The sequence below is a fragment of the Cognatiluteimonas telluris genome (assembly GCF_011320095.1).
In the GTDB taxonomy this organism is placed as follows: domain Bacteria; phylum Pseudomonadota; class Gammaproteobacteria; order Xanthomonadales; family Xanthomonadaceae; genus Cognatiluteimonas; species Cognatiluteimonas telluris.
Genome location: NZ_JAANOY010000002.1, coordinates 145451 through 160614 on the forward strand (window position 1 = coordinate 145451; position 15164 = coordinate 160614).

Annotated in this window: 11 protein-coding genes; 6 read left to right on the top strand and 5 right to left on the bottom strand. The window is 67.0% G+C overall.

The window, feature by feature from the left end; all coding sequences use genetic code 11:
• Positions 1 to 44 precede the first annotated feature (44 nt).
• Both clpA and clpS read right to left on the bottom strand, forming a co-directional pair.
• On the bottom strand, positions 45 to 2321 hold the full coding sequence (gene clpA / locus G7B67_RS02440) for an ATP-dependent Clp protease ATP-binding subunit ClpA (protein ID WP_166207259.1): 2277 nt from the start codon (positions 2319 to 2321) through the stop codon (positions 45 to 47).
• A 93-nt stretch (positions 2322 to 2414) separates the two neighbouring features.
• Positions 2415 to 2735, bottom strand: a complete 321-nt coding sequence (clpS, locus tag G7B67_RS02445) for an ATP-dependent Clp protease adapter ClpS (RefSeq protein WP_166207262.1) — start codon at positions 2733 to 2735, stop codon at positions 2415 to 2417.
• Positions 2736 to 2817: 82 nt separating this feature from the next.
• Between clpS and G7B67_RS02450 the strand changes: the two genes are divergently transcribed.
• The 4 genes from G7B67_RS02450 to acnA all read left to right on the top strand — a co-directional run bounded on the left by G7B67_RS02450 (position 2818) and on the right by acnA (position 8273).
• Complete coding sequence (locus G7B67_RS02450) at positions 2818 to 3297, top strand: NUDIX hydrolase (protein WP_166207265.1); 480 nt, start codon at positions 2818 to 2820, stop codon at positions 3295 to 3297.
• On the top strand, positions 3294 to 4412 hold the full coding sequence (mnmA, locus tag G7B67_RS02455) for a tRNA 2-thiouridine(34) synthase MnmA (protein ID WP_166207268.1): 1119 nt from the start codon (positions 3294 to 3296) through the stop codon (positions 4410 to 4412). Before G7B67_RS02450 ends, mnmA begins: the two co-directional genes overlap by 4 nt.
• A complete protein-coding gene (locus G7B67_RS02460) occupies positions 4409 to 5044 on the top strand; it encodes a lysogenization protein HflD (RefSeq protein WP_166207271.1) in 636 nt (211 codons plus the stop codon). The genes mnmA and G7B67_RS02460 overlap by 4 nt, the downstream gene beginning before the upstream one ends.
• Before the next feature lie 466 nt (positions 5045 to 5510).
• Positions 5511 to 8273, top strand: coding sequence for an aconitate hydratase AcnA (gene acnA, locus G7B67_RS02465; protein ID WP_166207274.1), 2763 nt, complete (start codon positions 5511 to 5513; stop codon positions 8271 to 8273).
• 194 nt (positions 8274 to 8467) lie between these two features.
• On the opposite strand, the gene G7B67_RS02470 is transcribed toward acnA, so the two are convergent.
• The gene (locus tag G7B67_RS02470) at positions 8468 to 8920 is read right to left on the bottom strand and encodes a nuclear transport factor 2 family protein (protein ID WP_166207277.1); all 453 of its coding nucleotides are present in this window, start codon (positions 8918 to 8920) and stop codon (positions 8468 to 8470) included.
• A 147-nt stretch (positions 8921 to 9067) separates the two neighbouring features.
• On the opposite strand from G7B67_RS02470, the gene G7B67_RS02475 reads away from it, so the two are divergent.
• Both G7B67_RS02475 and G7B67_RS02480 read left to right on the top strand, forming a co-directional pair.
• Complete coding sequence (locus tag G7B67_RS02475; protein ID WP_166207280.1) at positions 9068 to 10744, top strand: long-chain fatty acid--CoA ligase; 1677 nt, start codon at positions 9068 to 9070, stop codon at positions 10742 to 10744.
• Positions 10745 to 10919: 175 nt separating this feature from the next.
• Positions 10920 to 11789, top strand: a complete 870-nt coding sequence (locus tag G7B67_RS02480) for a crotonase/enoyl-CoA hydratase family protein (RefSeq protein ID WP_166207283.1) — start codon at positions 10920 to 10922, stop codon at positions 11787 to 11789.
• A gap of 6 nt (positions 11790 to 11795) precedes the next feature.
• On the opposite strand, the gene G7B67_RS02485 is transcribed toward G7B67_RS02480, so the two are convergent.
• Entirely contained in the window at positions 11796 to 13985 is a 2190-nt protein-coding gene (locus tag G7B67_RS02485; RefSeq protein WP_166207286.1) for an ATP-binding protein, read from the bottom strand.
• A 3-nt stretch (positions 13986 to 13988) separates the two neighbouring features.
• A complete protein-coding gene (locus G7B67_RS02490; RefSeq protein ID WP_166207289.1) occupies positions 13989 to 15092 on the bottom strand; it encodes a response regulator in 1104 nt (367 codons plus the stop codon).
• Positions 15093 to 15164: the final 72 nt, after the last annotated feature.

Consider the following 15164-nt stretch of genomic DNA (forward strand, 5'->3'; position numbering starts at 1 on the left):
CCCGGGACCCTGCGCGTTGTCCGCAGCAGTCGCTTGCCGCGCCCTCAGACCGTGACGGGCAACAGCTTCTCGGGCTCAGGCTGCGAATCGACCGTCAATTCGCCCTCGGCCACATCGATGCTGACCCGACCGCCCCGCACGAGCTTTCCGAACAGCAACTCGTCGGCGAGCGGCCGCTTGATCCGTTCCTGGATCACGCGCGCCATCGGCCGCGCCCCCATGAGCGGGTCGAATCCGTGCTGGGCCAGCCATTCCCGCGCGGCCGGGGTTGCCGACAGGCTGACGCTCTTCTCGTGCAGCTGGGCCTCCAGCTCGATCAGGAACTTGTCGACGACGCGCAGGATGTGCTCCAGCCCCAGTGGCTGGAACTGCACCACCGCATCGAGCCGGTTGCGGAATTCCGGCGTGAAGCTCTTGCGCAGGATCTCCATCGCATCGGTGCTGTGGTCCTGCTTGGTGAAGCCGATCGTGCGGCGTGCCGCCTGCGCGGCGCCTGCATTGGTGGTCATCACCAGGATCACGTTCTTGAAGTTCGCCTCGCGGCCGTTGGTATCGGTCAGCACGCCGCGATCCATGACCTGCAGCAGGATGTTGAAGATGTCCGGATGCGCCTTCTCGACCTCGTCGAGCAGCAGCACGCAGTGCGGCGTCTTGACGATCTTCTCGGTCAGCAGGCCGCCCTGGTCGAAGCCGACGTAGCCCGGGGGCGCACCGATCAGGCGCGACACCGAATGCGGCTCCATGTACTCGGACATGTCGAAGCGCACCAGTTCGATGCCCAGCTGCAACGCCAGTTGTTTGGTGACCTCGGTCTTGCCGACGCCGGTCGGGCCGGCGAACAGGAAATTGCCGATCGGCTTTTCCGGGTTCGCCAGGCCCGAGCGCGCCAGCTTGATCGCCGACGTCAGCGTGCCGATCGCCGGATCCTGGCCGAAGATCACCATCTTCAGGTTGCGCTCCAGGTGCTGCAGCACGTCCTTGTCGGACGCACTCACCTGCTTGGCGGGGATCCGCGCCATTTTCGCCACGATCGTCTCGACTTCCTCGACGTCGATAAGCGACTTGCGCTGTTCCAGCGGCAGCAGGCGCTGGCGAGCGCCGGCTTCGTCGATGACGTCGATCGCCTTGTCCGGCAGCAAGCGGTCACCGATGTGCTTGACCGACAGGTCCACCGCCGCCTGCAACGCCTCGTCGGCGTAGCTGACGCCGTGGTGCGCCTCGTACTTGGGGCGCAGGCCGTGCAGGATCTCGACGGTTTCGCCAACGGTAGGCTCGACGATGTCGATCTTCTGGAAGCGCCGGGCCAGGGCGCGGTCCTTCTCGAAGATGCCCCGGTATTCCTGGAACGTGGTCGACCCGATGCAGCGCAGGTCGCCCGACGCCAACGCCGGCTTGATCAGGTTGGACGCATCCATGGTGCCGCCGCTGGCCGATCCGGCGCCGATGATGGTGTGGATCTCGTCGATGAACAGCACCGCGCCGGGGATCTTCTTCATCGCCGCGAGCACGGCCTTGAGCCGCTTCTCGAAGTCGCCGCGGTACTTGGTGCCCGCGACCAGCGCGCCCAGGTCCAGTGCGTAGATCACCGCGTCGGCGAGCACGTCCGGCACGTCGCCATCGACGATGCGCTTGGCCAGCCCTTCCGCCAGCGCGGTCTTGCCCACGCCGGCTTCGCCGACGTAAAGCGGGTTGTTCTTGCGGCGGCGGCACAGCACCTGGATGGTGCGCTCGACCTCTTCTCCACGGCCGACCAGCGGATCGATCTTGCCCGCGAGCGCCTGCTCGTTGAGGTTGTTGGCATAGTCAGCGAGCGCGTCGCCCTTGCCCTCGCCTTCGGCGCCCTCGGCGCGGGTGCCTTCCTCGTGGCCATGGGACTCCTCGCCGCCGCCCTGCTTGGCGATGCCATGGGACAGATAATTGACGACATCCAGTCGCGTCACGTCCTGCTGGTTCAGGTAGTAGACGGCATGGGAGTCCTTTTCGCCGAAGATCGCGACCAGCACGTTGGCGCCCGTCACCTCCTTCTTGCCCGAGGACTGCACGTGGTAGACGGCGCGCTGCAGCACGCGCTGGAAACCGAGCGTCGGCTGGGTGTCGCGGCCGTCCTCGGCGTCGAGCTTGACGACCGACTTGTCGATCGCCTGTTCCAATTCGGTTCGCAGGCGCGGGAAATCGGTGCCGCTGGCCTTGAGGACCAGTTCGGCCGACGGGTTGTCGAGCAGCGCCAGCAGCAGGTGCTCGACCGTCATGTACTCATGGCGCGCTTCGCGGGCGCGCTTGTAGCACTGGCCGATGCTGTATTCGAGGTCTTTGCTGAACATGGGGCCTTCGCCCTCCGGTAGATCCACTGCCGAGGATGTGGGGCGGTTGCCTGCCGGGTACAAGCCCCCGCCGGCCGCTCCTGGAGCCGATGTTTACGCCTTCTCCATGGTGCACAACAGCGGGTGCTGGTTCAGCCGTGAGTATTCGTTCACCTGCGCCACCTTCGACTCTGCCACCTCGCGCGTGTAGACGCCGCACACACCCCGGCCCCGGGTGTGCACGTGGAGCATGATCTGGGTGGCTTTTTCGATGTTCATCGCAAAAAAGCGCACGAGCACCTCGACGACGAATTCCATCGGCGTGTAATCGTCGTTCAGCAGCAGCACGGAATACAGCGGCGGCCGTGCCACTTCCGGCTTCGAGGTTTCGACCAGCACGCCGTGGTCGCGTTCGTTTCCGGGTTTGTTGGGCATGGCCGGATTATACGAATGCCGGGCGGCCCCCCGCTGCGGCGCGGCATGGACGCGACGACGCCCGGCGGCGGACAATGCCCGCATGAGCTATCGCGAAGGCCGGTTCTGGCAGCCAGACGTCACCGTGGCCACCGTCGTCGTCCGCGACGGCCGGCTGCTGTGCGTGGAGGAGCGCGTCAATGGACGCATCGTCATCAACCAGCCGGCCGGCCACCTGGAACCGGACGAGAGCCTGGCGGATGCCGCCTTGCGTGAAACCCGCGAGGAGACCGGCTGGGACGTGCGCCTGACGGCGTTCATCGGCGCCTACCAGTGGAAGGCCCCGACACAGCCCGATGGCAGCGGGGGGCGCCACTACCTGCGCTTCGCCTTCGCCGCCGACCCGGTGCGGCTGGATCCGACGCGCAAGCTGGACGAAGGCATCGTCTGCGCGACCTGGATGACGCCGGCGGAGTTGACCGACGCTTCCGACCGTCACCGCAGCCCGCTGGTTTGGCAGGCCGTTGCCGATTACCTGGCCGGGCGCCGCCAGCCGCTGTCGTTGCTGCAACAGGTGCCATGACCGCCCCGGAAACGATCGTCGGAATGTCCGGTGGCGTCGACTCGTCGGTCGCCGCGTTGTTGCTGCACGAATCGGGCGAAAACATTTCCGGCCTTTTCATGCACAACTGGGCCGACGACGGCACCGGCGACTGCCGTTCCGGGGAGGATCGTCGCGATGCCGTCGCCGTCTGCGGCAGGATCGGCATCCCGATCCATTTCAGGGACTTCTCCCGCGAATACCTGGAAGGCGTGTTCGCGACATTCCTCGACGAGTACGCCTCCGGGCGCACGCCCAACCCGGACGTGCTCTGCAATCGGGAGATCAAGTTCAAGCATTTCCTCGATGCCGCCCGTGAGCTAGGCGCAGGCCGGATCGCGACAGGCCACTACGCGCGCATCGTCCGCCACGAGGGGCGCTGGCAATTGCTGCGCGCGCTCGATGCATCCAAGGACCAGAGCTACTTCCTGCACCAGCTGGGCCAGGAGCAACTGGCGGCAACGCGCTTCCCGCTGGGCGAATTGCACAAGGATCAGGTGCGGCGCATCGCCGCCGATGCCGGCCTGCCGACCGCGGCCAAGCGCGATTCCACCGGCATCTGCTTCATCGGCGAGCGCGACTTCCGCAGTTTCCTGTCGCGCTACCTGCCGGCGAGAGCGGGCGAGATCCGCGATCCGCAGGGGCGCGTGCTCGGCCAGCACCCGGGCGTGTTCTATTTCACCCTCGGCCAGCGCGAAGGGCTGCAGCTGGGCGGCGTGCGGGGACGGCCCGCGGCGCCGTGGTTCGTGGTCGGCAAGGATGTCGCGCGCAACATCCTCTATGTCGATCAGGGCAGCAACAGCAGCTGGCTGCAGTCGCGCGCCCTGCAGTCCGAACCGGCGCACTGGATCGCTGGAGAGCCGCCGGCGACCCGGTTCAGCTGCCTGGCGCAGACACGCTACCGGCAGCCACCGGAGTCCTGCGAGGTGGAAGTCCGGGACGATGGCGGCGTCGACGTGCGCTTCGCACGCCCGCAGCGCGCGGTGACGCCCGGACAGTCACTGGTGCTCTACCTGGGCGATACCTGCCTGGGCGGAGCCGTGATCCAGGCCACGGATGCGCCCATGGAGTCGGCGATGCGCGGACAGGCCGCATGATCCCGGCAATCGACCGACGACAGCCTGGCCGTCGCGACCCCCGCGTTCTTGCGCTCGCTGGCCTGGCCCAGGCGTTGCAGCAGGTGCGTGGCATCGCCGAGACAGGACAGGGCGACGGCGCGATCCTGCAGACTGCGCTGGAAAGCGTGTTCCGGATCGATGCCGACACGCCGGCCGCGGTTTACGGCGGAGAAGCCGCGCTGCGTCCTGGACTGGTACTGCTGCAACGCTACTTCCGCAATGAAGCGCGCGATGAGCTGCTGCCCCGGCTGGTGCTGTCGGTGCTGCAGCTGGAGCAGCGCTTCAGTCGCGACGCCGTGGCCGGTCGCGTCCATGACGGCATCCTCGAACTGGCGCCGACTGCCGGGCGCCTGGGCGCGACGCACCCTGACGTGCTCGCTTCCCTGGGCACCCTCTACGCGCAAACCGTCAGCCAGTTGCGGCCACGGGTGCTGGTCAAGGGGAATCCGCACTATCTGGGCCAGGCGGCCGTCGTCGCCGAGATCCGCGCCGTCCTGCTGGCCGCATTGCGATCGGCTGTACTGTGGCGCCAATTGGGCGGCAGCATGTGGGATTTCCTGCTGCGGCGGCGGGAGCTGGTTGCGGCGATCGATCGTTGGCTGGCGCCCTGAGCTTCATGCGCGTTCGGCCAGTCAGTGCTGGCCGGCCACCTCGAACGCAGCGGCTTCCCCAAGTTTCCCCTTCTGCTTGCGGATGGACCGCAGGGGTCGGACATCGGCCGTCCAACGCGGCGTGCCCGCAATCATAAGGACATGGCCGGCTGCGGGCGTTGGCCGGGGGGCAAGAGTGTCGCCGGCGTTGGCGACCCGGCTTCCTCCATGTCGTCGGCAGGATGGAAGCATGCGTGCGTTTTCCCGCAACCACAGGCAGCGCCGCCCGCGGTCGGCGGCAGAGCGCTGCCATGCAGCTTTCGCCGTACCGTGCTGGCGCCAGCGCGCGCCTCTCATCGGGGATCGCCGCTGCCAAGTCACCAGCCGCGGACGGTACACGGCCAGGGGCCCCCGCTTTGCGGCATAATTAGGCGGCTGAACGCGGTGTTTTCCCCCGCCTCCCCCTTTGACTGCCCGGAGCCCTTCCATGGCCGACTCCTTCGCCACCCGCGCCCATCTGTCCGTCAATGGCAAGTCGTACGCCTACCCGAGCCTGCCCAGGCTGGGGGAGCGCTTCAACCTGGCGCACCTTCCCTACTCGATGAAGATCCTGTTGGAGAACCTGCTGCGCCACGAGGACGGCGTGACGGTGCTCCCGGCGCACATCGAGGCGGTGGCGAAATGGGATCCGAAGGCGGAATCCGAAACGGAAATCGCCTTCATGCCGGCGCGCGTGCTGCTGCAGGACTTCACCGGCGTGCCCTGCGTGGTCGACCTGGCGGCGATGCGCGACGCGGTGACCAAGCTGGGCGGCAACCCGTCGCAGATCAATCCGCTGATTCCGTCGGAGCTGGTGATCGACCACTCGGTGCAGGTCGATGTGTTCGGCCGCGCCGATGCGCTGGAACTCAACGGCGAAATCGAATTCGCACGCAACAAGGAGCGCTACAGCTTCCTGCGCTGGGGCCAGAAGGCACTGCAGAACTTCAAGGTGGTGCCGCCCAACACCGGCATCGTCCACCAGGTGAACCTGGAGAACCTCGCGCGGGTGGTGATGGAGCGCGTCGTCGACGGCGAGCTGCTGGCGTTCCCGGACACGGTGTTCGGCACCGACTCGCACACCACGATGATCAACGGCATCGGCGTGCTCGGCTGGGGCGTGGGCGGCATCGAGGCCGAAGCCGCGATGCTTGGCCAGCCCTCGTCGATGCTGATCCCGCAGGTCGTGGGCTTCCGCCTGACCGGCAGGCTGCCCGAAGGCGCGACCGGCACCGACCTGGTGCTGACCGTGACGCAGATGCTGCGCGCGCTCGGGGTGGTGGGGAAGTTCGTCGAATTCTTCGGTGACGGCCTGCAGCACCTGCCGCTGGCCGACCGCGCCACGATCGCCAACATGGCGCCGGAATACGGCGCGACCTGCGGCATCTTCCCGATCGACGCCGAGGCGGTGAAGTACCTGCGCCTGTCCGGCCGCAGCGAGGAACAGATCGCGCTCGTCGAGGCCTACGCCAAGGCGCAAGGGCTGTGGCACACGCCCGACTCCCCGCACGCCAGCTACAGCGCGACGCTCGAGCTGGACCTCGCCGACGTGCGTCCCTCGCTCGCCGGTCCCAAGCGCCCGCAGGACCGCGTGCTGCTGGAAAAGATGCAGGACAACTTCCGCGTCAACCTCGATGGCCTGCTGACCGCGGACCGCAAGGCGAAGAAGTCCGAGCTCAAGCGCTTCGACGACGAAGGCGGCGACCAGCCGCAGGCCGAGCACCTGGCGGCCAGCCCGAAATCGAAGATCCGCATCCGCGACCAGGATTGCGAACTGACCGATGGCTCGGTCGTCATCGCCGCGATCACCTCGTGCACCAACACGTCCAACCCGGCGGTGATGCTCGGTGCGGGCCTGCTCGCGCGCAAGGCCGCGCGCCTGGGGCTCAAGCCCAAGCCGTGGGTGAAGCCGTCGATCGGTCCCGGCTCGCTGGTGGTCACCGATTACCTACGCAAGGCCGGCGTGCTCGCCGACCTCGAGCAGATCGGCTTCTACGTCGTCGGCTACGGCTGCACGACGTGCATCGGCAATTCGGGTCCGCTGCCGGAGGAAGTCTCGCAGGGCATCGCGCAGAACGACCTCGTCGTCGCTTCGGTGTTGTCGGGCAACCGAAACTTCGAAGGCCGCGTGCATCCCGAGGTGAAGATGAACTACCTCGCTTCGCCGCCGCTGGTGGTGGCCTACGCGCTGGCGGGCACGGTCGACATCGACCTGACCACGCAGCCGCTGGGGCAGACACCCGAGGGCAAGGACGTCTTCCTGCGCGATATCTGGCCGACCAACCAGGAGATCGGCGACATGATCGCCGCGACGGTCGGGCCGGAGCTCTTCGCGCAGAACTACGCGGACGTGTTCAAGGGCGACAGCCGCTGGAACCAGATCGCGTCCCCGGACGGCGAGAGCTACGCCTGGGACGAGGCGTCGACCTACATAAAGAATCCGCCCTACTTCGAAGGCATGACCATGCACGTCGGAAGCATCGACGACCTGCATGGCGCGCGCGTGCTCGGCCTGTTCGGCGATTCGATCACCACCGACCACATCTCCCCCGCCGGCAACATCAAGAAGGATTCGCCGGCAGGCCGCTTCCTGCAGTCGCGCGGCGTGCAGCCGGCGGATTTCAACAGTTACGGTTCGCGCCGCGGCAATGACGACGTGATGGTGCGCGGTACCTTCGCCAACATCCGCATCAAGAACCTGATGCTCGGTGGCGAGGAAGGCGGCAACACCTTGTACTTCGCCAAGCAGGGCGCCCAACCCGAGAAACTCGCGATCTACGACGCGGCAATGAAGTACAAGGCGGACCGCGTGCCGCTGGTGGTGTTCGCCGGCAAGGAATACGGCACCGGCTCGTCGCGCGACTGGGCGGCCAAGGGCACGATCCTGCTGGGCATCAAGGCGGTCGTGGCCGAGAGCTTCGAGCGCATCCACCGCTCCAACCTGGTCGGCATGGGCGTCCTGCCGCTGCAGTTCATGGAAGGCCAGAACGCACGCACGCTGGGCCTGGATGGCAGCGAGACGATCAGCATCACCGGCCTGGCCGATGGTGCGTCGAAGACGGCGACGGTCGTGGCGACCCGCACCGACGGCACCGCGATCACCTTCCAGGTGCGCGTGCTGCTGCTGACGCCCAAGGAAGTCGAGTACTTCCGCAACGGCGGCATCCTGCACTACGTGCTGCGCCAGCTGGCGGCACGCAAGGCGGCCTGAGGGGGCGGCGCCTGGGATTCGTGGCCCGGACAAGGTGTTGCCGCATCCGGGTTCGCCACCCCGGGTGCGCTGCGCTTACCCGGGCTGCGGCGGGCGCGTTCGGTCGAGCCTGATGGGGTTGACGGACGTGACGCTGCGATGATTCGTAGCCCGGACAAGGCGAAGCCGCATCGGGGGCCGGCGCGACGGGATCGTCATGGGGTCCACGTGGCGCTGGTGAGCCGCCAGGTGTCGCCTTCGCGCCGCCACCCGGTCTTGACCTGGTAGACCTGTGCCTGGTCGGGCAACATCGCGCCGGAGCCGCCGGTCAGCACGGCACTGAATTCCACGGCGGCATGATCGGGATTGGCTGCCGACGGGAACCACCTGATCTGCAGCGGGCCAAGCGTCGCGCCGATGTCCGGGTGTTGCATGAAGGTCATTTGCGCCAGCCGGACGGCGCTGGTCCGGTCCAGCCCGCCGGGGCCGATGAAGTCGTCAGCGAGGGTCTTTTTCACCGCCCCCGCATCCCGCGATTCGATGCCTGCCTGGAATCGGCCCAGTGCATCGCGCAGGTGCTGCTCCGGCGTCGTCCGCGTGCATGCGCCCAGCGACAAGGCGAAGAAGAACGCCAACGAGGCGAAGCGGAAGGAATCTGCAAAGCCCATGCCGGGGCTCCCGTGGCCTGCGTCTGCATGATTGTGCATCGCCTTTGGCTCGGCTTGTCACCCGCGGCGAGCGTGTGATCAAATCGTTTGACGGGTGTACGGTCGTGCTTTGTGCATTGCCGCGCTGCAGCATGACAGGGGAATTCGATGGATTCGCGTCCGTGGCTCGCGCACTACCCGCCCGGCGTGCCGGCGGAAATCGATGTCGATGAATTTCCCTCCGTCGTCTCGGTTCTGGAGCGGGCGATCGACCGCTATCGCGACCGCCCGGCCTTCGCCAACATGGGCAAGACGCTCCTGTACTCGGAAGTAGATGCACTGAGCGCGCGTTTCGCGGCATTCCTGCTCGAGGAGTTGCAGCTCAAGAGCGGCGACCGCGTTGCGATCATGATGCCCAACTGCCTGCAGTATCCGGTCGCGACGTTCGGCATCCTGCGCGCCGGGATGACGGTGGTGAACGTCAACCCGCTCTACACAGCGCGCGAACTGCGACATCAACTGGTGGACTCGGGCGCAAGCGCGATCGTCGTGCTCGACAATTTCGCCCACACGGTCGCCGAAGTCATCGCCGATACCTCTGTGCGACATGTCGTGACCAGCGGCCTGGGCGACATGCTTGACTTCCCGAAGCGCGGCATCGTGAATTTCGTCCTGAAGTACGTCAAGCGGATGGTGCCGTCCTACCACCTGTCAGGCGCGACGCGCTTCCGCGATGCGCTCGAGGCCGGAAGCAGGCATCCGGTGCCGCGGGTGGAGATCCGCTCAGACGACATCGCCTTCCTGCAGTACACCGGCGGCACCACCGGCGTGGCCAAGGGAGCGATGCTCACCCACCGCAACCTGGTGGCGAACATGCAGCAGTCCGCGGCATGGATCGTCAACAACGTGCGCGCTGGCGAGGAAGTGATCGTCACCGCGCTGCCGCTGTACCACATCTTCGCGTTGACGGCGAACGGGCTGGTCTTCATGAAGCTCGGGGGCTTCAACCACCTGATCACCAACCCGCGCGACATGCCCGGCTTCGTCAAGGAGCTGTCGAAGATTCCGTTCACCGCGATCACCGGCGTCAACACGCTGTTCAACGGCCTGCTCAATACGCCCGGATTCGACCGCCTGGATTTCTCCCGGCTGCGGATGACCCTGGGCGGCGGCATGGCGGTGCAGCGCTCCGTCGCCGAGCGTTGGAAGCAGGTCACCGGCTGCACGCTGGTCGAAGCCTACGGCCTGACCGAGACCTCGCCGGCTGCATGCATCAATCCGATGGACATCGCCGAGTACAACGGCGCAATCGGGCTGCCGGTGCCCTCCACCGACGCCTGCGTCAAGGACGAGGTCGGCAACCACCTGCCCGTCGGCGAAGTCGGCGAACTGTGCATCAAGGGCCCGCAGGTGATGCGCGGCTACTGGCAGCGCCCGGAAGAGACCGCCCAGGTCATCGATGCCGAAGGCTGGCTGCATACGGGCGACATGGCGCGGATGGACGAGCGTGGGTTCTTCTACATCGTGGACCGCAAGAAGGACATGATCCTGGTCTCGGGATTCAACGTGTACCCGAACGAGATCGAGGATGTGTTGTCGGGAATGCCGGGCGTTCGCGAAGTCGCGGCGGTCGGCGTGCCGGACGAGAAGTCCGGCGAGGCGGTCAAGGTCGTCATCGTCCGCAGCGATCCGGCGCTCACCACCGAGCAGGTAAAGGCCTATGCGCGCGAATACCTGACCGGCTACAAGCGGCCGCACTACGTGGAGTTCCGCAGCGAACTTCCGAAGACCAACGTCGGCAAGATCCTCCGCCGCGAACTGCGCGACGCGCCCGCCGCGGGCTGACTCCGCCGGTCTCCGCGGCGCCTGCCGGCGCTGCCTTCACGCCACCCCCGCCGACAGAAATCCCTTGCGGCGGCGATGCTTTGGGCGCATAGATTCCGGGTCGGACGCAGCTACTGGTTGCCCTAGCCGCCTCGCCACGCGACCGATCGGGCGGCTCATCCCTCGGAGAGTTCCCATGTCTGTGGCCCAACCTTTTCTTCGCACCGATCCCGGGAAGACCTTGCGCGTCGTGGAAGACGCCGGACGCGGGGTGTACTGGTGCAACATGCACGCGGACCTTGCCGTCGGCCGCGCCTGTTTCTCGACCCAGCTGGTCGACGACATCATCGCCTACCAGCGCGACCTTGCCGGCCGTCTCCAGGCCGTGCACGGCGGCACCCGGCTGCCGCACGTCGTGCTGGCGTCCGACAATGCCGCCTTCAATCTCGGCGGGGACCTGGACCTGTTCTGCCGCCTGATCAAGCTTGGCGACCGCGAGCGGCTGCTCGATTACGCCCGCCGCTGCGTGCGCGGCGTGCACGCCTTCCACGCCGGCCTGGGCGTCGGCGCGCACACCATTGCGCTGGTCCAGGGTGACGCCCTTGGGGGCGGCTTCGAGGCGGCATTGAGCTGCCATACCATCGTCGCCGAAGAAGGCGCGCTGATGGGCCTTCCCGAAGTGCTGTTCGACCTGTTCCCGGGGATGGGAGCGTATTCGTTCCTGTGCCAGCGCATTGCCCCGCATGCGGCCGAGAAGTTGATGCTGGAAGGCAACGTTTTCGATGCCGCGCAACTGCATGCGATGGGACTGGTCGACGTTCTCGTGCCACGTGGCCAGGGCGTGCAAGCGGTCGAGGATGTGATCCGCGCCAACGGCCGGATTTCGCACGCGCGCGCCGCCATGCACCGCGTGCGGATGGAGTCCCAGTCGGTGACGCTGGAGGAAATGATGCGGATCACCGAAATCTGGGTGGATACCGCATTGCAGCTGGGCGAGAAATCGCTGCGCACGATGGAGCGACTGGTGCGGGCGCAGGTCCGGCGAGCGGGCACCGAGGCCGCTTGATGGGCGTCAGGGGGAGCGTTCGCCGCCGTCGGAAGCGGTGGTGCGCGAACGCTGCCGCGCCTCCAGTATCTTCCTGCCTTCCTCCAGTCGCTCGGCCAGGCCGCGCAGCCGGGTCGGCCACTCATCGGCGACCTGGTTCTCGGCCAGGCGCATCAGTTCCCCGGCGACCGCAGCGAGCTTGACCAGGCCCAAGTTGCCAGCCACGCCCTTGAGGGCGTGGGCCTGCTCGCGGACGTGGTCCCAATCGGCGCTCTTTCCGGCATCGGCCAGGGCTTCGATGCAGGCGTCGGCATCGCGCAGGCACTGCGAAACGAATTCGAGTTCGAAGTTGCTGCCCAGCGCCAGCGCGCCCAGTTCATCGAGCACGGTGGGGTCGAACACCTCACCCCCGGCCGCTGCAGCGCCACGAACGTCGGCGAACGAGCGGCTGATCAAACCATTGGTGGCGATGTCCGCCAGCGTATCGAGCAGCCGAGCGGTGGAAACCGGCTTGGCGAGAAAGGCACGGGCTCCTGCCCGCTCGCAGGCCTGGATCGCGTCGGGGGTGACATCGGCGCTCAGGACGATGACCGGGGTCCGCCGACCTCCGCCGGCCTCCATCACGCGCAGTTGCTTCAGCAGGTCCAGGCCACTGAGCCCGGGCATGTGCAGGTCGACGATGACCGCGTCGTAATCGGCGGAAGAAACCAGGTCCAGGACCTTTTCCCCGCCATCCACGCAGACGGGGCGATGCCCGGCCTTCTGCAACAGGCGCTGCACGACCATCCGGTTCGCGCCGTTGTCGTCGGCGATCAGCACCGACAGGCTGCGGACGCGCGCGCGATGGCGCAGGAACGGATTGGCGAAGGCGATGACGTTTTCCGCCGACGGGTCTTCGTGCGCCTGCGCCGCGGACGCCTGGTCGACGGCAGGTGCGTGATGCGCCCTGGGAGTGGCCTCGGGCACGCTGGCGAAGGGCAATTCCACCCAGAAACGGGTGCCCTGGCGCTCCGCGCTTTCGAACCCGATGGTGCCGCCCATGGCCTCGGTCAGGCCCTTGGCGATCGTCGTCCCCAGGCCCGTGCCGGCATGGCGCCGCGCAAGCCCCGCATCGGCCTGCTCGAACGCCTCGAACAAGCGCTTGCTCGCGGCCATGGGGATGCCGATGCCGGTGTCAGTGACGGTGAAGCGCACGCGGGGATTGGCCGCATCACCACCAGCGAGGGCGACTTCGAGCCGAACCGATCCCTCGTCGGTGAACTTCACCGCATTGCCTGCGAGGTTGATCAGCACCTGCTGCACGTGGGCGACATCGCCCCGCAGCAAGCGCGGGACGTCGTCGTCGACGGCATCCTCGTAATGCAACTGCTTGGCGCGTGCCTGTGGCTGCAGGATCAGCGCAACGCTCTGCACCAGTTCGCGCGGGGCGAACTCCGAGGGATTGAGCTTGAGCTTGCCGGCTTCGATCGCCGAGATGTCCAGTACGTCCTCGACCAATGCCAGCAGCGTTCGGGTCGAGGCCTGGATGGTGTTCAGGCACTCGCGCTGCTCGGGATCCAGGCGGGTGGTCGCCAGCAGTTCGGACATGCCCGCCAATCCGTTGAGCGGGGTGCGGAACTCATGGCTCATGTTGGCCAGGAACTGGCTCTTGGCCTGGTTGGCGCGCCGTGCGTCGTCGATGGCCCGGTTGAGTGCCTTGAGCAGTGAGTCGAAATACAACGGCACGGCGGCCAGCCCGACCAGCAGGCCCCAGCCGAGATAGGGGTTGGCGCGCCAGTACGGCGACAGCGCGATCACCGTGCCGAAGGAGAGCACGGCCATCGCGGTCGCGAACCGCAGGTAGCGGTTGCCGTAGCGCATGCCGTTGCCGATCGTCACCCACAGGAACACCGCGAACAGCGGCGAGGCGACCGCGCCTTCCAGGCACATGATCGCGCCGATGGCGGCATAGTCGCTGAGCATCCCGATCCAGCGCCGTACGTGCGAGACCCCGGGCTGCTCGAGGATGGCCAGCAGCAGGCCGGTGGCGACGGCGAACTCGCCGATCAGGATCAACCATGCCGCCAGCAGGCTTCCGGTGTCGGCACCGTGCAGGTACTGCCACCCGAGGTAGGTCGCAAACAGCGCCGTGATCGCCATGCGCACCAGGACCTGCGCATGTTCGCTGTCCGGGCGGTTGGACAGGCGCTTCCTGGCCCGCGCAAGCAGCGCGTTCATCGCCTACTCCACGCCAGGGCGCTTGGAGACCGACGAATACCGGGCGCAGATTTCCGCGAGCCGGTCACGGCTACGCAGCAGTGCCTCGACACAGCGTGGATCGAAAAGGATTCCGCTTTGTTGGCGCAGGTAGTCCAGGGCATCATCCAGCGTCCATGCCGGTTTGTAGGGGCGCGGCGACAGCAGCGCATCGAGTACATCGGCCACGGCGACGATGCGCGCCTCGATCGGGATCTCCTCCCCGACCAGGCCATCGGGATAGCCGCTGCCATCGTAGCGTTCGTGGTGGCGCAGGGCGATGACCGCGCCGACCTGGATGAAGCGGTTCTGGCTGCCGCTGAGCAGGTGGTGGCCGATCTGCGGATGCCGGCGCATGGTGCCGACCTCGCCATCGTCCAGCGGACCGGGCTTGAGCAGCACGGCATCGGGGATGGCGATCTTGCCCATGTCGTGCAAGGGCGCTGCCAGTTCGATCAGCCGAACCTCGTCCTCGAACATGCCGAGTTCCTCGGCGATCAGGCCGGCGACATGTGACATCCGCTCCAGGTAGGCGCTGGTGCCGGCGTCGCGGTATTCGATCGCCCGCGCCAGCCGCGAGAGCGTCTCGCGCTCGCGCTCCTCGACCTCGTGCATGCTCGACAGCAGCCGCTGCTCCAGCGACATCGCCCGCTGCTTCACCGATTCGGACTGCTGGCGCAACTGCAGCAGGTTTCGGCAGCGCGCGCGCAGCTCGCGTGGGCGCACCGGTTTGACCAGGAAGTCGATGACGCCGGCGTCGAGCGCCGCCTGGCGGATCGGCTCGTCGCCGACGACGGTGACCAGCACGATCGGCACGTCGCGATGCATCAGCGGGCGCCGGAAGCGGCGCGCGAACTCGAGCCCGTCCATGCCGGGCATCCGGTAATCCAGCAGCAGCAGGTCCGGGCGGTTGGCTTCGCACCAGTCCAGCGCCGCCTGCGGGTCGCTGAAATCCAGCACCTGCAGTTCCGGGCTGATGTCCTCCAGGATGTGCCGCAGCATGGTGCGCGCGGACGTCTGGTCGTCGACGATGACGATGTTCACCGAATGGTCCCATTGCACCGGCGCGCGGACTGCTTGCAAGGCCATGGCGGAATCCTCACGGTGACGGTGGCAACCCACACCAGCCGGAGCAAGAAAGGTGCCACGAAATAGCGACTG